Annotated in this window: 19 protein-coding genes; 14 read left to right on the forward strand and 5 right to left on the reverse strand. The window is 66.5% G+C overall.

The genetic code is table 11. From position 1 onward, the window contains the following. Nucleotides 1-189: 189 nt before the first annotated feature. The 6 genes from gnd to pgm are packed head-to-tail and all read left to right on the forward strand — an operon-like array spanning nt 190 to nt 9241. Entirely contained in the window at nt 190-1224 is a 1035-nt protein-coding gene (gene gnd / locus AC07ZH_RS16670) for a phosphogluconate dehydrogenase (NAD(+)-dependent, decarboxylating) (protein WP_495200616.1), read from the forward strand. A 1-nt stretch (nt 1225) separates the two neighbouring features. Next, complete coding sequence (gene zwf / locus AC07ZH_RS16675; protein WP_495200617.1) at nt 1226-2653, forward strand: glucose-6-phosphate dehydrogenase; 1428 nt, start codon at nt 1226-1228, stop codon at nt 2651-2653. Beyond that, nucleotides 2650-3741: a transaldolase gene (gene tal / locus AC07ZH_RS16680; RefSeq protein ID WP_495200618.1), complete on the forward strand. Its 1092-nt coding sequence runs from the start codon at nt 2650-2652 to the stop codon at nt 3739-3741. Before zwf ends, tal begins: the two co-directional genes overlap by 4 nt. Further along, nucleotides 3738-5417, forward strand: a complete 1680-nt coding sequence (gene pgi / locus AC07ZH_RS16685) for a glucose-6-phosphate isomerase (protein WP_495200619.1) — start codon at nt 3738-3740, stop codon at nt 5415-5417. Before tal ends, pgi begins: the two co-directional genes overlap by 4 nt. Continuing rightward, nucleotides 5414-7567: a transketolase gene (gene tkt / locus AC07ZH_RS16690; protein ID WP_495200620.1), complete on the forward strand. Its 2154-nt coding sequence runs from the start codon at nt 5414-5416 to the stop codon at nt 7565-7567. Before pgi ends, tkt begins: the two co-directional genes overlap by 4 nt. A gap of 3 nt (nt 7568-7570) precedes the next feature. Then, the gene (gene pgm / locus AC07ZH_RS16695) at nt 7571-9241 is read left to right on the forward strand and encodes a phosphoglucomutase (alpha-D-glucose-1,6-bisphosphate-dependent) (RefSeq protein WP_495200621.1); all 1671 of its coding nucleotides are present in this window, start codon (nt 7571-7573) and stop codon (nt 9239-9241) included. Between the two features lie 273 nt (nt 9242-9514). Here the strand turns inward: pgm and AC07ZH_RS16700 are convergent, their stop codons facing one another. After that, complete coding sequence (locus AC07ZH_RS16700; protein ID WP_495200622.1) at nt 9515-10747, reverse strand: alpha/beta hydrolase family protein; 1233 nt, start codon at nt 10745-10747, stop codon at nt 9515-9517. Nucleotides 10748-10880: 133 nt separating this feature from the next. Here AC07ZH_RS16700 and AC07ZH_RS16705 point away from each other — a divergent pair, with 133 nt between their 5' ends. Then, nucleotides 10881-11705 carry an alpha/beta fold hydrolase gene (locus tag AC07ZH_RS16705; protein WP_495200623.1) on the forward strand — a complete coding sequence of 275 codons (825 nt, stop codon included), beginning with the start codon at nt 10881-10883 and terminating at the stop codon, nt 11703-11705. Here AC07ZH_RS16705 and AC07ZH_RS16710 read toward each other — a convergent pair. Together AC07ZH_RS16710 and AC07ZH_RS16715 are read right to left on the reverse strand one after the other, a co-directional pair. Then, nucleotides 11702-12559 carry a MipA/OmpV family protein gene (locus tag AC07ZH_RS16710; protein ID WP_495200624.1) on the reverse strand — a complete coding sequence of 286 codons (858 nt, stop codon included), beginning with the start codon at nt 12557-12559 and terminating at the stop codon, nt 11702-11704. The two genes, AC07ZH_RS16705 and AC07ZH_RS16710, sit on opposite strands and share 4 nt — an antisense overlap. Before the next feature lie 8 nt (nt 12560-12567). Then, nucleotides 12568-13395 carry an undecaprenyl-diphosphate phosphatase gene (locus AC07ZH_RS16715; RefSeq protein WP_495200625.1) on the reverse strand — a complete coding sequence of 276 codons (828 nt, stop codon included), beginning with the start codon at nt 13393-13395 and terminating at the stop codon, nt 12568-12570. 163 nt (nt 13396-13558) lie between these two features. Here AC07ZH_RS16715 and AC07ZH_RS16720 point away from each other — a divergent pair, with 163 nt between their 5' ends. Then, nucleotides 13559-15064, forward strand: coding sequence for an FAD-binding oxidoreductase (locus tag AC07ZH_RS16720; protein WP_119108658.1), 1506 nt, complete (start codon nt 13559-13561; stop codon nt 15062-15064). Here AC07ZH_RS16720 and AC07ZH_RS16725 read toward each other — a convergent pair. Next, nucleotides 15043-16362, reverse strand: coding sequence for a diguanylate cyclase domain-containing protein (locus AC07ZH_RS16725; protein WP_119108659.1), 1320 nt, complete (start codon nt 16360-16362; stop codon nt 15043-15045). The genes AC07ZH_RS16720 and AC07ZH_RS16725 overlap by 22 nt on opposite strands. 302 nt (nt 16363-16664) lie before the next feature. Here AC07ZH_RS16725 and AC07ZH_RS16730 point away from each other — a divergent pair, with 302 nt between their 5' ends. Genes AC07ZH_RS16730 through AC07ZH_RS16755 form a run of 6 tightly spaced genes read left to right on the forward strand, consistent with a single transcriptional unit; the run spans nt 16665 to nt 20861 of the window. Further along, nucleotides 16665-17231 carry a DUF6622 family protein gene (locus AC07ZH_RS16730; RefSeq protein ID WP_495200626.1) on the forward strand — a complete coding sequence of 189 codons (567 nt, stop codon included), beginning with the start codon at nt 16665-16667 and terminating at the stop codon, nt 17229-17231. 11 nt (nt 17232-17242) lie between these two features. Further along, the gene (locus AC07ZH_RS16735; protein WP_495200627.1) at nt 17243-17542 is read left to right on the forward strand and encodes a 2TM domain-containing protein; all 300 of its coding nucleotides are present in this window, start codon (nt 17243-17245) and stop codon (nt 17540-17542) included. An 11-nt stretch (nt 17543-17553) separates the two neighbouring features. Continuing rightward, the gene (locus AC07ZH_RS16740) at nt 17554-18600 is read left to right on the forward strand and encodes an alpha/beta hydrolase family protein (protein ID WP_495200628.1); all 1047 of its coding nucleotides are present in this window, start codon (nt 17554-17556) and stop codon (nt 18598-18600) included. A gap of 59 nt (nt 18601-18659) precedes the next feature. Next, a complete protein-coding gene (locus AC07ZH_RS16745) occupies nt 18660-18956 on the forward strand; it encodes a 2TM domain-containing protein (RefSeq protein WP_495200629.1) in 297 nt (98 codons plus the stop codon). Continuing rightward, nucleotides 18946-20046: a sensor histidine kinase gene (locus tag AC07ZH_RS16750; protein WP_495200630.1), complete on the forward strand. Its 1101-nt coding sequence runs from the start codon at nt 18946-18948 to the stop codon at nt 20044-20046. Before AC07ZH_RS16745 ends, AC07ZH_RS16750 begins: the two co-directional genes overlap by 11 nt. Continuing rightward, entirely contained in the window at nt 20043-20861 is an 819-nt protein-coding gene (locus AC07ZH_RS16755) for a LytR/AlgR family response regulator transcription factor (protein ID WP_495200631.1), read from the forward strand. The genes AC07ZH_RS16750 and AC07ZH_RS16755 overlap by 4 nt, the downstream gene beginning before the upstream one ends. 72 nt (nt 20862-20933) lie before the next feature. On the opposite strand, the gene AC07ZH_RS16760 is transcribed toward AC07ZH_RS16755, so the two are convergent. Next, nucleotides 20934-21551, reverse strand: a complete 618-nt coding sequence (locus tag AC07ZH_RS16760) for an ABC transporter ATP-binding protein (protein WP_495200632.1) — start codon at nt 21549-21551, stop codon at nt 20934-20936. Between the last annotated feature and the right edge of the window lie 25 nt (nt 21552-21576).

The raw sequence follows: 21576 nt of genomic DNA on the forward strand, positions 1-21576 counted from the left end.
CGGCGCCTGCGAAACGCCACTGTCGGTCTTCGCCGACAGCCTTGCCCCGGCGCAAGGTCTAGCATCGTGGCTGCGCCCGGACCGCGAAACGCTCGGGTGCTGCCCGTGTGCCTGCCCACCTTCCCGTGCCGACGACAGCCGCGAACGCGCAGAAAACCACCAGTCGACGCGGAAGAACAGGACGATGGCATGCAACTGGGAATGATTGGTTTGGGACGCATGGGGGCCAGCATGAGCACCCGTTTGCTGCGCGGCGGGCACGCCTTGGTGGTGCACGACCAGAGTGCCGACGCCGTCCAGCGGCTGGTAGCCCTGGGCGCCACGGGCAGCACCACGCTGCAAGATTTCGTCGCTGCCCTCACCCTGCCCCGCGCCATCTGGCTGATGGTGCCGGCCGCCGTGGTCGATGGCGTACTGGACGGTCTGGTGCCGCTGCTCAGCCCCGGCGATACCGTCATCGACGGCGGCAATTCGTACTACCACGACGACCTGCGCCGCGCCGCCGCGCTGGAGGCCAAGGGCATCCACTACCTCGACGTGGGCACCAGCGGCGGCGTGGCGGGCCTCACGCGCGGCTACTGCCAGATGGTGGGCGGCAAGGACGAGGCCGTCGCCCCATTGGCGCCGATTTTCGAGACGCTCGCGCCGGGCGCCGGTGCGCTGGCCCCTACCCCCGGCCGCAAGGCGGGCAGCGGCACCGCAGAGCGCGGCTGGCTGCACTGCGGCCCGCACGGCGCGGGGCACTTTGTGAAGATGGTGCACAACGGCATTGAATACGGAATCATGGCCGCCTACGCCGAGGGGCTGAACATCCTGCACCACGCCAATGTGGGCAAGCTCCAGCACGAAGTCGATGCCGAAACCACGCCGCTGCGCCACCCCGAGCGCTACCAGTATGAGTTGGACCTTCCCGAGATCACCGAGCTGTGGCGACGCGGCAGCGTGATCGGCTCGTGGCTGCTCGATTTGACCGCCGAGGCGCTGGCCGCCGACCCCCAGCTCGACAACTTTGCCGGCCGCGTGTCCGATTCCGGCGAAGGCCGCTGGACGGTGCAGGCTGCGATTGACGCCGCCGTGCCGGCCCCCGTGCTGAGCGCTGCGCTCTATGCGCGCTTTGGCTCACGCGGCGAGGCCGACTTTGCCAACCGCGTGCAATCGGCCATGCGGCACGAGTTTGGCGGGCATGCGGAAAAATCCGGCCCCGCACCCACGAGCGGGGGTTGACATGGTGCACAACGGCACGCAGCCACCTGCCCGCTCCGACGCCCTGGTGGTGTTTGGCGCCACGGGCGACCTGGCGCACAAGAAAGTTCTGCCGGCGCTCTATGCACTGCACCTGCGGGGCGACCTGAACGTGCCCGTCATCGGCGTGGCCTCGTCGCCCTGGAGCCAGGAGGAATTTCGCACGCGCGCACGCGCCAGCGTGCAGGCCTCTGGTGCAGCGGCAGCGGGTGGCAAGCTCGACAGCTTCCTCGCGCAGTTGCAGTACGTCAGCGGCAACTACCAGGACAGCGCCACCTTCGGCGCGCTGAAAGCAGCCCTGGGCACCGCCCGGCGGCCGGCGCACTACCTCGCCATTCCGCCCGCGCTGTTCCCGGTGGTGATCCGCAGCCTCGGCGCTGCGGGCCTGGCACAGGACGCCCGCGTCATCATTGAGAAACCCTTTGGCCGCGATCTGGCTTCGGCGCGCGCGCTCAACCAGGTGGCGCGGGAAGTGTTTGCCGACAACGCCATCTTTCGCATCGACCACTTCCTGGGCAAGGAAGCGATCATGAATTTGCTCTACTTCCGCTTTGCCAACGCGTTCCTGGAGCCGCTGTGGAACCGCCAGCACGTCAAAAGCGTGCAGATCACCCTGGCCGAAGATTTTGGCGTGCAGGGCCGGGGCGGTTTTTATGAAAGCGCCGGGTGCCTGCGCGACGTGGTGCAAAACCATTTGCTGCAAATCGTCGCCCTGCTGGCCATGGAGCCGCCGGGCGGCCAGCACTTCAGCGCGGTGGAGGCCGAGAAGTTCCAGGTTTTGAACGCCATGCGGCCCTTGCGGCCCGAAGACCTGGTGCGCGGCCAGTACCAGGGCTACCGTGATGAGGCGCAGGTGGCGGGCGACTCCGATGTGGAGACGTTCTGCGCGCTGCGCCTGTCCATCGACTCCTGGCGCTGGGCCGGCGTGCCCTGGTTCCTGCGCTCGGGCAAATGCCTCCCCACCACCGCCTGCGAAGTGCTGGTGCAGCTCGAACCCCCACCGGTGCGGCTGTTTGACGATGCCGGCGCGGGCGGAGACGAGGTGAACCACCTGCGCTTTCGCCTCTCGCCCCATTCGGTAATTGCCCTGGCAGCACGCGTCAAACGCGTCGGCAAAGCGTTTACCGGCGAACAAAAGGAACTGGTACTGACCGAAGAAGACGCCGGCGAGCAAAGCCCCTATGAGCGCCTGTTGGGCGACGCCATGGCGGGCGACCCCGCCTTGTTCGCCAGCGAAGGCGCCATTGAAGCCGCCTGGCGCGTGGTGGACCCGGTGCTCACCGAGCACATGCCCGCCACACCCTACCCACAAGGCAGTTGGGGCCCCGCCGCAGCCGATGCGCTGATGACAGCGCACGGCGGCTGGCACAACCCCAGTGTGCTGTCCCCTCCCGCAAAGGACACCCCATGAAAGCCACGCAACAACTCCACGCGCTCGGCCAGAGCCTGTGGCTCGACAACATCACCCGCCCGCTGCTCGACAGCGGCGCGCTGGCCCGGTACATCACGCAATATTCGATTACCGGGCTGACCTCGAACCCGACCATCTTCGAGCACGCCATCGGCACCTCGGACGCGTACGACGAGGCCATCGCGCACGGCACGTCCAAGGGCCAGGCGGGCGAAGCGCTGTTCTTCGACCTGGCCATTGCCGACCTGCGCCGCGCCGCAGACCTGTTCCGCCCGGTGTTCGAGGCCACGGGTGGTGTGGACGGCTGGGTGTCGCTGGAGGTCTCGCCGCTGCTGGCGCACAACGCCAAGGGCACGGTTGCGGCGGCGGTGCACCTGCACCAGCTGGCCGACCGGCCGAACCTGTACATCAAGATTCCCGGCACGCCCGAGGGCGTGGTGGCCATAGAAGAATCCATCTTTGCTGGCGTGCCGGTCAACGTCACGCTGCTGTTTTCGGCGGCGCAGTACCAGGCGGCGGCCGAAGCGTATCTGCGCGGCATCGAGCGGCGCGTGGCCGCGGGGCTGGACGCCAAGGTGAATTCGGTCGCCTCGCTCTTTGTCAGCCGCTGGGACGTGGCCGCCAACAAGCGGCTGCCGGGCGCGCTGCACAACCGCCTGGGTATCGCGGTCGCCGCGCAGACCTACCGCGCCTACCGCGAGCTGCTGGCCTTGCCGCGCTGGCACCGCCTCGCCGCCGCTGGCGCGCATGTGCAGCGCCTGCTGTGGGCAAGCACCGGTACGAAAGACCCTGCGGCGCCCGACACGCTGTACGTCGAGGCACTGGCCGCGCCCGACACCATCAATACCCTGCCAGAAAAAACGCTGTTTGCGTTTTCTGACCACGGCAAGGTGCGGCCAAGCCTGCAGGGCGATGGCAATGGCGGCGACGCCACCATCGCCCAATGCCGCGAGGCGGGCATCGACATCGACGCGCTGGCTGAGCAATTGCAGCGCGAAGGCGCGGAGTCGTTTTCGCAGTCCTGGGCCAAGCTGCTGGACAACCTTGCCAACAAAGCCACGCCTTCCTCTGCGAAGACCGACCCATGACCGATTTCAACGCACCGCGCACACCGCCAAAACTGACAAGCTTGTCGGCGTGGCAGGCCCTCACCGCCCACCACGAGCAGCACCGCGGGCAGCACCTGCACGAGCTGTTTGCCAGCGACCCCGGCCGGGGTGAGCGCCTGAGCGCAGAGGCTGCCGGCTGGTACCTTGATTACTCGAAGCAGCGCATCACGGACGACACCCTGCGCCTGCTGCTCCAGCTAGCCGAGCAATGCGGCGTGAGCGAGCGCATTGCCGCCATGTTTCGCGGCGACGCCATCAACACCACCGAGCACCGCGCAGCCCTGCACACGGCCTTGCGCGCGCCCACGGGCACGCAGATTTTGGTGGACGGCGTCGATGTCGTGCCCGAGGTGCACGCCATGCTGCGCCGCATGGCAGCGTTTGCCGACGCCGTGCGCAGCGGCGCGTGGCGCGGCCACAGCGGCAAGCGCATTCGCACCGTCATCAACATCGGCATTGGCGGCTCCGATCTGGGGCCGGTGATGGCGTACGAGGCGCTGCGCCACTACAGCCAGCGCGATCTGCAATGCCGCTTTGTCTCCAATGTGGACGCGACAGCACTGGTCGAGGCCACGCGCGACCTGGACGCGGGCGAGACGCTGTTCATCGTCTGCTCCAAGACCTTCACCACGCTGGAAACGCTGACCAACGCGCACGCCGCGCGTGCCTGGTGCGTGGCGCAACTGGGCAGCGACGCGGCGGTGACCAGGCACTTCGTGGCCGTGTCCACCAACGCCCAGGGGGTCGCCAAGTTCGGCATTGCGCCGGAACACATGTTCGGGTTCTGGGACTGGGTGGGCGGGCGCTACTCCATGGATTCGGCCATTGGCCTCTCGCTTATGGTGGTCATTGGGCCGGTGCAGTTTGGCGACATGCTGGCCGGCTTTCGCGCCATGGACGAGCATTTCAAAAATACCCCGCTGGCGCAGAACCTGCCGGTGCTGATGGGCCTGTTGGCGGTGTGGAACACCAATTTCTTGGGGGCGCAGACACAAGCCGTGCTGCCTTATGCGCAGTACCTGAGCCGTTTCCCGGCTTACCTGCAGCAGCTCACGATGGAAAGCAACGGCAAGCACATGACGCTGGCCGGTGCGAGGGTGAACTACGCCACCTCCGCCATTGTGTGGGGCGAGCCGGGCACCAACGGCCAGCACTCGTTCTACCAACTGCTGCACCAAGGCACGCCCATCGTGCCCTGCGACTTCATCGGTTTTTGCCAGACGCTCAACCCGCTGGAGCCAGACGCCAGTGGCAGCGACAGCCAGCACAACCTGCTGATGGCGAACTTCTTTGCGCAGACCGAGGCGCTGGCCTTCGGCAAGACTTTGCAGCAGGTACTCGGCGAAGGCGCAGACCCCAGCGTTGCGCCGCACCGCACGTTCGAAGGCAACCGCCCCAGCAGCAGCTTGCTGGCCGAGCGCTTGAGCCCGCACTCGCTCGGCGCGTTGGTGGCGCTGTACGAGCACTGCGTGTTCACGCAGGGCGTGGTCTGGAACATCGACCCGTTCGACCAGTGGGGCGTGGAACTGGGCAAGGTGCTGGCGGGCACCACGGCAAAAGAGCTCGCCGCCGTTGATGCGCCGCAACTGGCGCACGACAGCTCTACCAACGCGCTGATGCGCCGTTACCGCCAACTGCGCAAGGAGATGGGATGAGTGAACGCGACACCATGGACACCACAACCGCCACGGCCCCCGCCACGGAGCTGGACCAGTTGTGCATCAACACGCTGCGCACCCTGGCCATCGACATGGTGCAACAGGCCGAATCCGGCCACCCCGGCACGCCCATGGGCGCGGCGCCCACGGCCTACTGCCTGTGGCAGCGCTTCCTCAACTACGATCCGCACGCGCCGGCCTGGCCCAACCGCGACCGCTTCGTGCTCTCGTGCGGCCACGCCTGCGCCCTGCTCTACGGCCTGCTGTTCCTGGGCGACGTCAAGCCCGGCAGCGGCGGCGATGCACGCGGTTCGCTGGGCCAAGCGGTCACGCTCGACGAGATCAAGAGCTTTCGCCAATTGGGCAGCCGCTGCACCGGCCACCCCGAGCACGGTTGGGCCACCGGGGTGGAAACCACCACCGGCCCGCTGGGCCAGGGCGTAGCCACGTCGGTCGGCATGGCGATTGCAGAGGCCTGGCTGGCCGCGACCTACAACCGCCCCGGTTTCACGCTGTTCGACCACAAGGTGTATGCCCTGGCAAGCGACGGCGACATGATGGAAGGCGTCAGCGCCGAGGCGGCTTCGCTGGCCGGCCATCTGCAGCTCGCCAACCTGTGCTGGATCTACGACAGCAACCACATCAGCATCGAAGGCGCGACGGGCATCACGTTCACCGAAGACGTGGGCGCGCGCTTCGAGGCCTATGGCTGGCGCGTGCTGCACGTAGCAGATGCCAACGCCATTGAGCAGCTGTCTGCCCATCTCCAGACCTTTGCCTTGCAGCCGAGCCTGCCGACGCTGATCGTCGTGCAAAGCCACATCGGCTATGGCGCGCCGCACAAGCAGGACGAGAAAGAGGCCCACGGCGAGCCGCTGGGCGAAGACGAAGTGCGGCTGACCAAGGAGTTTTATGGTTGGGATCCGGACGCAAAATTTCTGGTGCCCAGCGTTGTGCCCCAGCACTTCAAGGCGCACTTCGGCCAGCGTGGAGCAAAGGCGCATGCCACCTGGGAATCGCTTTACCAAAAATACCAGGTGCAATACCCAGACTTGGCGCAGCAAATTGCCCACATGCAGGCGGGCACGCTGCCCGAAGGCTGGGACGCGCCATTGCCCAGCTTTGAAGCCAGTGCCAAGGGGGTCTCCACCCGCGACGCGGCAGGCAAGGTGCAGAACGCCATCGCCAGGCAGGTACCCTGGGTGCTGGGCGGCGCGGCCGACCTGGCGCCGTCCACCAAAACCGTGCTGACCTTCGATTTTGCGGGTGTCTTCGAGCCTGGTCCGCTGGCAGACGACGGCGAACGCGCGAAAGCCGACGCTCGCAGTTTTGCCGGACGCAACTTCCATTTCGGCATCCGCGAGCACGCCATGTGCGCCGCCGTGAGCGGCATGGCGCTCGCCGGGCTGCGGCCGTTTGGGGCGGGTTTTCTGATTTTCACCGACTACGCACGCGGTGCGATGCGTCTGGCCGCCATGATGGGCCTGCCCGTCACCTACGTCTGGACGCACGACTCCATTGCGCTGGGCGAAGACGGCCCCACCCACCAGCCCATCGAGCAGCTCGCCTCGCTGCGCGCGATGCCCGGCATGCGCGTGCTGCGCCCGGCCGACGCCAACGAGACGGTGGAGGCCTGGCGGATTGCCATGCAGAGCACCGATGGCCCCACTAGCCTGGTGCTCACGCGCCAAGCCTTGCCCACACTGGACCGCACGCAGTACGCCAGCGCAGCAGGCGTGGCCCATGGCGCCTACGTGCTGGCCGATTGCGAGGGGGGATCGCCCGAGGTGCTGCTGCTGGCCACCGGCAGCGAAGTGGCGCTGTGCATCGCTGCGTACGAGCAACTTAAAAAAGATGGCGTTCGCGCCAGGGTGGTCAGCATGCCGTCGTGGGAGTTGTTCGATCGCCAGGACGCGGCCTACCAGGAGCGCGTGCTGCCCGACGCGGTGCAGGCGCGCGTCTCGGTAGAAGCTGCCTCCGGCTTGGGCTGGGAGCGTTATGTGGGCCGCCATGGCGCCATTTTGGCCATGCACTCGTTTGGCACGTCGGCACCCGGCAAGGACGTACTGGCCCATTTTGGTTTCGACGCCGCCCACGTGGTGCGCGCTGCGCAAGAGCAACTGCGCCGCCACCAAGCGAAGGCCTGAGCCATGAACCCGCACCAAAGCCCTTTTGCCGGCCAGAGCGCACCGACGTCCGTGCTGATCGACGTGGACCAGCTGCTGGCGGCCTATTTTTCCGAGCGCCCCGACCCCAGCGTGGCCGCACAGCGCGTGGCGTTTGGCACTTCGGGCCACCGTGGCTCGGCGTTCGACGTGTCGTTCAACGAATGGCATGTTCTGGCCATCACCCAGGCCATTTGCGACCACCGCCGCGCGCAGGGCATTGCCGGGCCGCTGTTCCTGGGTATCGACACCCACGCGCTCTCCAAGCCCGCCTGCGACAGCGCGCTCGAAGTGCTTGCCGCCAATAGCGTGGACGTGATGCTGGCGCCGGGTGGAGAGTTCACCCCGACCCCGGCCGTTTCGCACGCCATCCTTGTGCACAACCGCAATACTCACTCCAACACCAGCGCAGGGCAAGCTGATGGCATCGTCGTTACACCCTCGCACAACCCGCCAAGGGACGGGGGCTTCAAGTACAACCCACCGCATGGCGGCCCGGCCGGTTCGGACATCACCCAGGCTATCGGCGCGGCTGCGAACCGCTATCTGGAGCAAGGCCTGCAAGGCGTACGTCGCATGCCGCTTGCACAGGCGCTGCGGGCCAGTACCACGCGCCGCCACGATTTTCTGCGCCACTACGTGGACGACCTCGACCACGCCATCGACATGGAGGCCATTCGCGGCTCGGGGCTGCGTTTGGGGGTGGACCCGCTGGGCGGTGCCGGCGTGCACTACTGGCCGGCGATTGCCGAGCGCTGGCGGCTCGATCTCACCGTGCTGAGCGAGGTGGTGGACCCACAGTTCGCTTTCATGGCGCTGGACTGGGACGGGCAGATCCGCATGGACCCGTCGTCGCGTTTCGCCATGCAACGGCTCATTGCCGCCAAAGACCGGTTCGACGTCGGTTTTGCCTGCGACACCGACCACGACCGGCACGGCATCGTCACGCCCGGCGCGGGCTTGCTGGCGCCCAACCATTACCTCTCCGTAGTGGTCGACTACCTCTTTCGCCACCGTCCGAAATGGGGCGCACACGCGGCGGTGGGCAAGACGGTGGTGACCACCGCGCTGATCGAGCGCGTGGCCGCCCGGCTCAAGCGCGCGGTCTTCGACGTGCCCGTGGGCTTCAAGTGGTTCTCGCAAGGTTTACTGGACGGCCGCCTGGGGTTTGCCGGCGAAGAGAGCGCCGGCGCGGCCTTTTTGCGCCGCGACGGGACGGCGTGGACGACAGACAAGGACGGCATTGCCGCCGCCCTGCTGGCCGCCGAGATCACCGCCGTCACCGGCAGCGACCCTGGCCGCTTGTACGGTGCCTTGACCAAAGACTTGGGTGAGCCTGCCGCAGACCGCGTGGAAGCACCGGCAAACGCGCAGCAGAAGCAGGCGCTGGCCGCACTTTCGGCAAGCCAGATCACCACCACCACGCTGGCGGGGGAACCCATCACCTCCGTGTGCACCCAGGCCCCCGGCAACGGCGCCGCCATCGGCGGCATCAAGGTGAGTGCCCCTAGCGGCTGGTATGCCGCACGGCCCTCGGGCACCGAAGACATCTACAAAATCTACGGCGAGAGTTTTCGCGGGGCCCAGCACCTGGCGCAGATTCTGGCCGAGGCACAAAAGACGGTGGACGCCGCCTTGCAGGCAGCCAGCAACTGAGAACGTGTTCACGATCTCGCAGGAGCCGCGTTGGAGCGAAATCGGGATGAGTGGATGCTTCGGATGCGCCGCATGGGCTCATGCCCATGCAAGCAGCCGGGGCGTCCAATCGCCCGATTTCGCTCCAACCCTTTGGGCAGTGGTCTTTGCGGGCGGTCTGCTGCGTTGCGGCGCTTGCCAATAGCGGGGCTATTGGCCGCCCACCGCGCCTTGCATCCCATCCCGCAAAGACCGCTGCGCGGCCTCTGGGAGATCGTAAACACGTTCTGAAAGCTACAGGCCCTGCGCCACAGCCCCAACGCGCCCCAGCATGAATTCCACAAACGGCGGCACGCAGGGAATGTGGCCAGCCGGAGTGGCTTGGCAATCGGTCAGCGACACCAGATCGCCCGCGCCCCTCTTTTGCATGGCTTGCAGGGTGTTCACTGAGCTGGCATAGGGCACGGTCTGGTCGTCCCGGCCATGGAACAGCGCCACCGGCACCTGCGGGCGCCAGTCGTAGACGCTGCTGTCCTGGGCAATGGCACGTGAGTCGTCAGCAAAAAAGCTGTCGAGGAAGCGCGTGTCGTAGACCACGTCGGCATCGCCCGGGATCAGCTGGCTCAGCACGGCGCGGCGCACTTCGCTCTGCACGCTGCTGCCCAGGTAGCGCAGAAAACCCGGGTTGATCAGGGCCCCCAGAAGCGGCTGCTTGGCACTCACCACAGCAATCAGGCTATCGAGCGTGGTCTGCACGTCGTAGGGCCCGGCGCCGAGCACTGCCATACGCAACTGGGCCAGCTGCGGCGAGCCGCTGGCCTGCAGGTCGCGGTGCGCTGCCATGGTGGCGTAGCCGCCCTCCGAATAGCCGGTGAGGAAGAGCTGGCCGTTGTCCTGCACCCCATTGGCGGCACGCCAGTAGGTTGCCGCCGTGAGGAAATCGTTGACCGCCGCTGCCGTGGGCGCCGCCAGCAAATAGGGGTGCGGCGTGCCGCGCGAAACACCAAACCCCACGTAGTCGGGCGCCACCACCACGTAGCCCAGAGAGGCCAGCACCACCGCCACCTCGTTCGGCGCGGCATGGTTGCTGGGCGCCTCGGCGTCATGAAAAATGGTGCCGTGCTGGTAGCTGAGCACGGGACTGGTGCTGCCGGCAGGCTTTTGCGGCACGCTGATGAGGCCGGAGGCACGCACCTCGTGGCCGTCGGCGTCCAGTGTCGTGTATTCCAGCCGCCAGGAGGCCACGGCATAGCGCGGCACGACACCCTGCACCTGCGTCTTGTCAAGGGCGAGCGCGTCGGCGATTGCGGCCGGGGCAATACTGCCCAAGGGACTGCTGGCCTTGAGCTCACCCCGCCCCGCCGGGTTGGCCGGGATCGGCGGCTGCACGGCCACGGGCCCATCATCGTGGCCACCGCCACAGGCCACCAGTGCGGTGAGCGCTGCGCCGCAGACGACTGCGCGCCAGCGGTGGTGGATGCCGTACGGCCTACGGTCGCGCAGTGCGCATGGATTCACATCAGGCATGGTGGACCCCAGAAAACGAGCAGACACCGCTTCATGATAGAGGCATCACCCGCAAGTACAGGCCACTACACTTGCGCCCCTCACGCTCTCATGGCGCACTGCACCCGCTCGCCCACGCAACGCGCCTCCTCTCATGACCCCTATCGTTTTCTCGCACGGCAACAGCTTCCCAGGCGGCACCTACAGCCTGCTTTTTCAGCATCTGCGTGAGCGCGGCTTCACGCTGAGCGCCATCGACCGCTTTGGCCACGACCCGCGCTACCCCGTCACCAGCAACTGGCCGCACCTGGTGCAGCAGCTGGCGGATTTCGCAGCCGATGCGGTGGCCAAGCACGGCGGGCCGGTGTTTCTGGTCGGGCATTCGCTTGGTGGCATCGTCAGCGCGATGACCGCCGCCCTGCACCCGCAAATCGCGCGCGGAGTGCTCATGCTTGACTCCCCTCTCATCAGCGGCTGGCGCGCCAACGCGGTCAACGTCGCCAAGCGCACGCAGATGGTGGGAACGGTTTCGCCCGGACGGGTCAGCAGCCGCCGCCGCAAGCACTGGGCCAGCGATGAGGAAGCTCTGCAGCACTTCGCCCGCAAGAAGGCATTTGCCCGCTGGCACCCTCAGGTGCTCGCCGACTACATCACCCACGGGCTGCAGGACGAAGACGGCCAGCGCGCGCTGCGCTTCGACCGGGACGTGGAGACCGCCATCTACAACACACTGCCGCACAACCTGGTTGCGCTCTTGCGCAAGCACCCGCTGCGCTGCCCGGCGGCCTTCGTTGGCGGCCTTGCCTCGGTCGAAATGCAGCAGGTAGGCATGGCGCTGACGGCGCGCGTGACCGAGGGGCGCATCTCGATGCTGGACGGCACCCACCTCTTTCCCATGGAGCAGCCGCTCATCACGGCGGCTGCGGTGGAAGCGGCGCTGCTCAATCTGGAGAGCGTGGCTGCAGGATCGGTCCGCTAATGGCAGCAGCGGTAGGCAAGTCCCACCGTCACCCCATAGTTGTTCGGCTTGACCACGATCGGGCTGTTGCGCGCATCGCTGCGCAGTTGGCTCAGGCGCACGCCGCCAAACACGATCCACCGGTCGGTAATCGCGCTCTTGACTTCTAGCCCCAAGTCGGTGCTCATCACGCCTGCGCCGGGCGAATAGGCAGGGAACGGCGTACGCACCAAGGCCACGTCGGCGGGTACGCCAAAGTAGCTGCGCAGGTAAATCGCGTCGGCCAGGGTGAAACCGGCGGCCAGGCCAATTTCGGTGCGCGGCGTCACCTGCCACCCATACTGCAGCGTCGTCTGCACCGTGGTTCCACCCCTGCGACCCAGCAAGTCCTGGTTAAGCGAGCTGCGCAGACTGAACTCTGGCGTCAGCATCCAGGCTGCTGACAGGCGCGCCAGCAGCGTGCGGCGCACATCGGGCAGGCCGTAGATCGGCGAATCGGCGTCAGGGGTACGGCCACCGCCGATGCGCAAGCCTGCACTCAGGTGAAAGCGCTCGGCATCGAACAGCCGCGCGCTCAAGCCAGTGAAGCGCGGCTCCAAGTCGAAATCGAGCAGCGAGCCGCCGCCACCGCTGCTGAGGGTGTAGCGCCCAATGTCCACGCCGATGACCGGGCGCAGGCTATTGCCGCGCTTGCTACTCCCTGCGTAGTCGGGTCCATTGGACGCCGCCAGCCCCAACGCCCAAGTATAGCCTGGGTCTTTTGCGGCGGGCGATGCCTGGGCCGCATCAGCCGGCGCAGCCCATGCTGCGCAAGGAACCAGAAGCGTCGCGACGAAAGCGAGTGCTGTGGCATGGGGAAAGAGGAATGGGCGCATGGCCTGCATCATGCCGCGTCCCAGCGCACCCATCCAGCCAAAGAGGTGGCCATTACCACACACCCAAAGGCAATGCGGTACCAGGCAAAGGGCACGAAGCTGTGGCTGCTGATGTAGCGCAGCAGCCAGCGCACACAGATCCAGGCGCTGACGAAGGAAAACACCAGCCCGACCACAAACAGGGGCACATCGCCCACAGACAGCAGCGCACGCTCTTTGTACAGGCTGTAGACACCCGCGCCAATCAAGGTGGGCATGGCAAGAAAGAACGAGTAATCGGTGGCCGCCTTGCGCGAGAGCCCCATGAGCATGCCGCCAATGATGGTGGCACCGCTGCGGCTGGTGCCCGGCACCAGCGCCAGGCACTGCGCCAGCCCGACCTTGAAGGCGTCGAGCGGCGTCATATCGTCCACCGTGGCCACCCGCGTGGCCACTGGCGCGCGCCGCTCGGCCCACAGGATGATGAAACCGCCCAGGATGAAGGTGCTGGCCACCACCAGCGGCGTGAACAGATGCTCCTTGATCACCTTGCCAAACGCCAGGCCGAGCACGACCGCAGGCAGGAAGCCAACGAACACGTTGAGGGCAAAACGCTGCGCCTGCCGCGAGCTGGGCAGTGCGACCACGGTTTCGCGGATCTTTTGCCAGTACACCAGGATGACAGCAAAGATGGCGCCGGTCTGGATGGCAATGTCGAACACCTTGGCCTTGTCGTCGTCAAAGCCCAGCAGCGCGCCTGCCAGGATGAGGTGGCCGGTGGAAGAAATGGGCAGAAACTCGGTCAGGCCCTCGACCACCCCCATGATGGCCGCCTTGAGCAGCAAAACAGTGTCCACGCGTGCGTCCTTTGGCCCCTCGGGGCGTGCTGAAAGCGGTGGATTATCCCGCCCCGCCAAGCGCATGGCGGCACCGGCTGTGAACAGAATGCTTCTGATTCGCTTGCGCAAGTGAGGCAGGTTGCGCTACACACGAGGACTTTTCTCTCTGGAGCAGATTTCCATGGCCCATCGCAAGAGTCCCGCCCGCCTCGCCAAAGACGCCCGCGTAGCATATTTTCAAGCGTTGGGGGCCAGTCAGGCGGCACCCCCCACCCTGCCATGGGATGCTGCGGCACGGCTGGAGGCGGCACTGGCGGGGCGCATCGTGCTGCCTTCGAGCCCCGACTACAACGCCGCCCGGCAAGAGTCGAATCCCGCGTTCCAGGCATTCCCGCAGCTCATCGTGTACTGCATCTGTGAGAACGATGTGCTCGAATGCCTGGCCGTCGCACAGCGATACAACCTCTGGGTGGCCGTGCGCTGCGGCGGCCACAGCACCGCCGGCTACTCGGTGAACGACGGCATGGTGGTGGATCTGAGCGAAATGCGCGGCGTGGTGCTCGACCGCCCGGCCCACCGGGTGCATGTGCTGCCCGGCACTGATTTCGACCATTTCAACGCTGCCATGAACCACACCGGCTGGCATGTGCCGACCGGGGCCTGCGGCAGCGTGTGTGTCGGCGGCTTTGTGCAGGGTGGCGGCTATGGCTACACCTCACGCGCGTTTGGCATCCAGAGCGATCTGGTCGAATCCATGCGCGTGGCGCTTGCCGATGGCCGTATCGTCACCGCCAGCGAGCGCGAAAACCCTCTGCTGTGGTGGGCCATGCGCGGAGGCACGGGCGGCAACTTCGGCGTGCTGCTGCAGGTGACCTACCGCATGCTGCCGCTCGACCAGGTCTGGGCCTGGTCCATTGGCTGGGATGCTGCCAGCGCTGCGCAGGTGCTTGAACTGCTGCAGCGTCACTACATGCGCACAGGAGCGCCGGATGCACTGGGCTACATGATGAACCTGGGCATCCTGAACGGGCAACCGGTGTACATGGCACAGGGCATGTTCTGCGGCACGGCCGAGGCGGGCATGCAGGCCATTGCGCCCTTGCTCGCCATCCCCGGCGCGCAGTTGCTGGTCAGCAAAACCGGGACCTATCCGGACATGAACGTTTGGCTCGAAGACCACCCTTACACGCTGCCCGACGCCCTGCCAGAGGGCATTTGCGAAACCAAAGCCTGCGGTTACATCAGCCAACCCCTCACACAAGCGCAGTGGCAAAGCATCGTCGACTTCTTTGCCACCTCGCCCAACCCGTGGTCGCTTGCCTACCTGGAGCCATACGGTGGCGCCATCAACCGCTACCCGGTGCAGGACAGCGCCTTCATTCACCGCAATGTGGACGCCGACTTGGTGGTCGATGTGTTCTGGCGCAACCCGCAGGAGCGCGTACAGATGGAGGCCTGGCTCGATCGTTTCATGCAACTGGTACGCCCATTTCTGAACGGGCACGTGTACCAGAACTACCCCGACAGCCGTCTGCAAAATTTCAGCGACGCCTATTGGGGGCCAGCCTACCCGACCCTGCAGCGCGCCAAGGCAGCGTACGACCCAGGCAATTTCTTTTGCTTCGAACAAAGCATTGCCCTGCCAGGCGGCCAAGGGGGCAACGCTCAGGCAGGCATATCGGCGTAGCGCAGGCATCCTTTGCCTTCGCGCTTGGCGGCATACATCGCCTGGTCGGCAGCCCCCATTAGCACGTCGATCTCGCCCGCCATGGGTGGGTGCACCGCCACGCCAATGCTGGCGCCCACGCACAGGCTGTTTCCGTCCACCACCATGGGCTGATTCAGCGCTTCGATGATGCGGTGCCCTATGACATGGGGTTCGTGGAGCGTGAGGTCGCTGTCGAGCATGACGAGGAACTCATCTCCCCCCAGACGCGCCACGGTATCGCCCTCGCGCACCGCACCCATCAGCCGCTGCGCGACGATGCGCAGGACTTCGTCGCCCGCCTGGTGGCCCTGCTCATCATTGACGCGCTTGAAACCATCGAGGTCAATGAACAGCAGCGCCACGCCGCTGCCACCGCACTTGGCCAGCGCCAACGAGATGCCGAGTTGCTCATGAAACGCGGCGCGGTTGTACAAACCCGTGAGCGCATCGTGGTTCGCCACATACTGCTGTTGGCGCGCGATCTGCACCCGGTCCGATACATCCTGCACCAGCGCCATGATGGACGTGACACTGCCATGCGTGTCCGTCAACGCCGAGTTGAACCACTCGGCGTGGATTTCGGTGCCGTCTTGGCGCACCAAACAGGTTTCTGCACGGTTTTGCCCTTCGTGCCCTTGTTGCAGACGCTGCAGCGCCTGGTTCAGACGCTCGTCCACCGACTGAAGCAAATCCGGCAAATAGCGCCCCTCAAGCGTCTCCTCCTGCTCCCAGCCCATGAGCTGAACGGCACGTTCCGAGCAATGCAGCAGGCGCAGCTCCTGGTCCATCTCCAGCACCGCCAACGGGCTGTTGTCCATGTGCGAGGAGAGGCGCTGGTTTGCAGCCCGCAGGGCGCTCATGGTCACCTGCAGCTCGTGCACATCGAGCGCCGAGGTGATGAAACCGGCAATCTCGCCGCTGGCATTGCGCGCCGGCGTCAGGCAGATGGTGCGCCAATCCTCCGCGCCATAGGGGTTGCGCAGCAGGCGCTGGTATTCCATGCGCTCACCAGCCAACACCCGTTCGACAAAAGGCATGAAGCGCAGGCTGTCTGCAGCGCCATAGAGGTCAATGAGGGTCTTGCCCACAATTTGATCGCTCGTGGTTTCGAACCAGCGTGCGTATTCGTCGTTGCAATAGACCACCTGCAACTCGCGATTGATCAGCGCCACCGTTGCGCCAGTGCCGCGCGTGATCACGTCCAGGATGGCGCTGTCTGGCAGCCCCAGTGCAAGTGAACTGGCGGAATGGGGCGGTGGTGGGCAGTCGGTTGTCATGCGAAGACGAAAGCGGCGTCCAAATCGGTGAGCCGTCTGCAAGCGGCGGCACGTGGCATCAAGACAGCCCTTCTCGAATGAAGATTCGTTAGAGCGATGTAACCATTTGTTGAAACCAGCTTATCAGCTTTTGCACAGGCACGTGCGCTGCCGGAACCGGGGGAACACCCACAAGAGCAGCGCATTTCACGCACCGATAAAGCACTTGGCGGCGGGAATTTCGCATTCTGTCGCAATCGTGTAACCAGGAAAGGCCGTGGCAGCGAGAGTACGGCCTCCTCGCCAATATTCAAAGGTTCACCATGCTTCTGACCCTCGCCACCCAGCAGCCCCGCATGCTGCTAGCCATCGTCCAGCACACTCCCACCTGGGTGTGGATGCTGCTTGCCGCCCTGATCTGGCTGGGCGCCAGCCAGCTCTTTGCGCGCAGCGCCGGCCTGCGCCGGGTGCTATTGATGCCAATGGCCATGGCGGTGTTCTCGGCCTGGGGCATGGCTTCGGCCTTTGGCGGCGCATCGCAGATCGCCGGCATTCTGGCCGCCTGGCTGGCCACCGCCTGCGCCGTGGCGGCGGTCTCGCTGTGGCTGCACCGCGCGCCACCCGCGGGCGCACGCTACGACGCCGCGCGCCAGCGCTTTCATCTGCCGGGCAGCGCCTGGCCCCTGCTGCTCATCGTGGGGATTTTCTTGGTGAAATATGGGGTGGGCGTGGAGCTGGCCTTACAGCCGCCACTGGCACACGACAACCACTTTGCCTTCCAGGTTGCCATGCTGTATGGGGCTTTCAACGGCGTGTTTGCGGCCCGCGCCGGGCAGCTGCTGCGCCTGGCAAGAACCGGCACCCCCGCACAAACCATCGCCATCGCCTGAAAGACTACACCATGGCCCGCACCACATCCCCCCTGAGCGCCGAAGCACTTGAACGCTTGGCGCAGCGCCGCGCCCGGGCCAAAATGGGCTGGTACGCGCACGCCTCGGTGTACCTCCTGGTCAATCTGCTGCTGGTCACGCTGTCGGCGAGCAGCGGCCGCCACTGGGCGGTGTTCCCGGCGCTCGGCTGGGGTCTGGGCCTGCTGGTGCATGGTGTGTCCGTGTTTCTGTTGGCCAGCGGCAGCGATCTGCACGAGCGCCTGGTGCAGGCCGAGCGCAATCGCATTTTTGCGCAAGACCGCCGCTCCTGAGAGACACCGTCATGAAGCAGCTACTGATGGCATCTTGCCTGGCCTTTGCCACCATGGCAGGCCACGCGGGCGTGGGTTTGATGGAACTGCCCGGCGCCCAAGGTGACGGCCCGGTCACCGTGTTCTACCCAGCCAGCGAAGCAGACGAACCCGTTCAGCGCGGCCCCTTCTCGCTGCAACTGGCCTGGCAAGGCACCCCCGTGCAAGGCAATGGCCGGCTGGTTGTCATCTCGCATGGCTCCGGCGGCAGCCCCTGGGTGCACACCGATCTGGCCCGCGCGCTGGTCACGGCCGGATTCGTGGTGGCGCTGCCCGAACATGCGGGCGACAACTACAAAGACCCGTCCAGCCCCGGCCCAGAGAGCTGGAAACGGCGCCCCGCCGAGGTCTCCCGCGCGGTGGATACCGTGGCACGGGATGCCCGGCTGGCGCCCCTTCTGGCCCTGGACAAGGTGGGCATTTTCGGCGGCTCGGCCGGCGGCCATACGGCCCTGGTGTTCGCCGGGGGCCGCTGGTCCCCCGCGCGCTTTGCGCAGCATTGCGAAGCCCACATCGCAGAGGACTTCTCTTCCTGCGTGGGCTTCATTACGCGCTTGCACGGCGACCTGCTGGACGGGCTGAAGAAGGCCGTGGCGCTGGCCGTGATCCGCTACCGCTTTGGCGACGACACTCTGTACGCCTACCACGACCCGCGCGTGCAGGCGGCCGTGGCCAGCGTGCCCTTTGCCGCCGACTTCGACATGGACAGCCTGGCCACCCCACGCATTCCCTTGGGCCTGGTCACCGCCGGGAAAGACACCAACCAGGTGCCGCGCTTTCACAGCAGCGCCGTGCTGGCCGCCTGCCAGGATCGCTGCACGCACATCGCCCACCTGCCGAACGCGGGCCATGGCGCCATGCTCTCGCCGATGCCCCCATTGCGCCTGCTCAATGGCGTGGAGCGCGAACTGCTGGGCGACCCGCCCGATTTCGACCGCAGCGTATTGCCCCAGGTGGATGCACGCATCGTGGCCTTCTTTGCCGCGCACCTGCAGCCCTTGCAACAGCGCGCGCAATGAAGGCGGACTTTGCACCCGGTGCGCCAAGACCGAGCACCCGCCCTTGCCTAAAATTCCCCATGCCCACACCCCTCTCCCCCGACACGATCGAACAGCTGGCCCGCAGGCGTGCCGGCGCCAAGCTCGGTTGGTACCTGCACGCGCTGGTGTTCACCCTGGTGAATCTGGGGCTCTTCGCCCTGTCGCGCCATGGATTCGGCAGCCGGCCCTGGTCGGTCTTCCCGCTGCTGGGCTGGGGTTTGGGGCTGGCGCTGCACGGTATCTCGGTGTTTGTGCTGGGCACGGGCAGCAGCCTGCGCGAGCGCATGGTGCAAAAGGAGCGCGAGCGGTTGCAGCGCCAGCGCGATGGACACTGACACCGCGACCCAAGCGGCCCAAGCCCAAAGGATCGACTGGATCGACAAGCTGCGGCATCTGCTGCAGACCCTGGCCTTCTGCCTGGCCATCGCGGCCCTTCAATATGCCGTCCAGCCCGAGCGGCCCTACGAATTCCCCCTGGTCTATTCGCTGGCCATCGGCAGCCTGACCTGGGCCTGCATCGATTTCGGGCGCCATCTGTTCCCCTCCAGTGCCGCGACGGGCTGGCCCGCCGGTGTGCCAGGCATTGCGCTGCCTGCGTGCGGCATGGTGCTGGGCTACCTGGGCGGCACGGCGCTGGCCGACGCGTGGTTTGGGTTTTCATCGTGGGATACGGGTGGTCGGGCGCAACTGCGTATTTCGGTGGCCATCACGCTGGTGGCCGGGCTTGTGGGCACGTATTTCTTCTACAGCCGGGGACACCGCGCCACGCTGCGCGCACAGATGAGCGAAGTCCGTGCCCAGGCCACCGAAACACGGCTCAAACTCCTGGAAGCCCAGTTGGAGCCTCACATGGTGTTCAACACCCTGGCCAACCTGCGCGTGCTGATCGCCACCGACCCGCCGCGCGCCCAGGCCATGCTGGACCACCTGATCGCCTACCTGCGCGCCACCCTGGGCGGTGCCCGCTCCGCGCTGCACCCGCTCGCCGATGAGTTTGCGCGCCTGGCCGACTACCTGGAAATCATGGCCGTGCGCATGGGGCCGCGCCTGGCCTTCACGCTGGAGTTGCCCGACGCGCTGCGGGATGTGCCGGTGCCGCCGCTGCTGCTGCAGCCACTGGTGGAGAACGCCATTCGCCACGGGCTGGAGCCGCAGGTCGGCGGTGGCCACATCGCTCTGCGCGCCAGCACCCTGCCCGGCCCTGCGGGCACGCTGCTGCGGCTCGAAGTGGCGGATACCGGCGTCGGCCTTCGTGCGTCGCCCGAGCACGCCACGGACCGCCCCGGCAGCCACTTTGGGCTGGTGCAGGTGCGCGAGCGGCTCAGCACCTTGTACGGCGAGCACGGAACTCTCGAATTGATAGCTTGTGGCGCAAGCGGAACAAGCGCTAGAGTCACTTTTCCTTTGAACTCACCCACCCCATGAGCCTCCCTGCACCCCGCGCCCTGATTGCCGAGGACGAACCCCTGCTGGCCGCCGACCTGCAGCACGCGCTGGCCCAGGCCTGGCCCGAACTACAGATTCTGGCCAGCGTGGGCGACGGCCTGTCTGCCGTGCGCGAAGCGCTGGCGCTGCAGCCTGAAGTGCTGTTCTTCGACATCCGCATGCCGGGCCAGAGTGGGCTGGACGCCGCCGTTGAACTGGTGGACGCCTGGCCGGACGGCAACCCCTTCCCGGCACTGGTCTTCCTCACCGCCTACGACCAGTACGCCGTACAGGCTTTCGAGGCACAGGCGGTGGACTATTTGCTCAAACCCCTGCAGGCCGGGCGCTTGCAGAAAACCGTGGCGCGCGTGCAGCAACTGCTGGCCGCACGCAGCAGCGCCGTGCCGCTGCCAGAGACCACGCTCGCCCAGTTGCGCAGCCTGCTGGGGGCCGGGCCCAGCCCTGCGACGGGCGCCGCCCCCGCAGGCGGCCTGCTGCGCTTCATCCAGGCCGGACACGGCAGCCGCATCGAGATGGTGCCGGTCGATGAGGTGCTGGTGTTCGAGGCGGCCGACAAATACGTGCGCGTGCTCACCGCCACGCGCGAGCACCTGATCCGCACGCCGCTGCGCGAACTGCTGGCCCAGCTCGACACCCAGCAGTTCTGGCAGATCCACCGTGGCACGCTGGTGCGCGCCAGCGCCATCGCCAGCGCGGTGCGCAGCGAGAGCGGCAAGCTCACCCTGCAGCTGCATGGCCGGCCAGAAGCGTTTGCCGTCAGCCGCTTGTATGCGGCGCAGTTCCGGGCGATGTAGCCAGAATTTCAAGAATTTTTGGCCTCTAGCGCAATAGCAGCAAGCGCGAGCAGCTATTATTTCTGAAGCACTCTATGCCGCATCCGGCAGCGCCAGCTGGGCCGCCCAGGGCACATCCGCCAGAGGAGCATCGTGCGCCACCACGATCACGCGATTCGGCTGCTGCGCCGCTTCGGCAATGGCGGCTGCCAGGTAGCGTGCCGAAGCAAGATCCAGCCCGGCCAGCGGCTCGTCGATCAGCGTCAGCGGCGCGCCACTGGCCAGCGCGGCCGCCAGCCAGGCCTTGCGGCGCGTGCCGGTCGAGAGCATGAAGAAGGCTTTGTCCTGGTGCGGCGCCAGTGCAAAGCCATCCACATGCCGCGCCAGTGCCGCAGCGTCCCAAGCCGGGTAGCGCCCCGCCAGCGCACGCCACCAGTCGCGCACCAGCAGCTTTTCGCAGCCCTCGGCTTCGCGCTCGGACCAGAACACCTGGGCAGGCTGCACGGGGGCGCCGTGCAGCAGAATGCGCCCCCGCGCTTCCGGCAAGGCCCCCGCCAGCAGGCGCAAGACGGTGGTCTTGCCGCTGCCCGGCCCACCCTGCACCAGGGCGGCGCCAGCGGGCACGCGCCAGTCGAGCGCAGGAAACGGCGTACCGTGCGGCCAGTGCACCTCTATCTGTTCAAGGACGAGAGCGGGTTCGATGCGGGTCATGGCGGGCGGAGGGGACAATGCCCCC

The sequence above is a fragment of the Simplicispira sp. GW247-4R2A genome, assembly GCF_059424465.1.